Origin of the sequence: Rhodopseudomonas sp. B29, assembly GCF_000333455.1 — a bacterium.
Taxonomy (GTDB): Bacteria; Pseudomonadota; Alphaproteobacteria; order Rhizobiales; family Xanthobacteraceae; genus Rhodopseudomonas.
Genome location: NZ_BADD01000273.1, coordinates 1 through 325, shown reverse-complemented (window position 1 = coordinate 325; position 325 = coordinate 1). Strand labels below are relative to the sequence as shown.

The following is a 325-nucleotide window of genomic DNA, read 5'->3' as shown; positions in this document are numbered from 1 at the left end:
CGCACCGCATAGCCGGCGACACTGTCGGGTCCGAGCGCCGCGCGGGCGATCAGGAACGCCGGCGGATACAGCCGCAGCGTCTCGTCGATGACCGCGCAGGTGAACGGCAGGCGTTCGAGCTCGGGCGCCTGCGCACCAAGGCCACGGACCTCGGCGGCCATGCTGTCCTGCGCGTCACCATCGAGCGCCAGCAGGTACAGCGCCCAGAACAGTGCCGTCGCAGTGGTCTCGTGGCCGGCAAGGATCATGGTGGCGACCTGATCGCCGAGCTGTTCGTCCGAGAACGCCTCGCCGCTTTCCGGATCGCGCGCTTCCAGCATCAACT

At 68.9% G+C, this 325-nt stretch carries 1 protein-coding gene; it reads right to left on the bottom strand.

Going from position 1 to position 325, the window contains the following annotated elements; translation table 11 throughout:
• On the bottom strand, positions 1 to 325 hold a 325-nt coding region (locus I5M_RS09975; RefSeq protein ID WP_031335998.1), incomplete at both ends, for a cytochrome P450.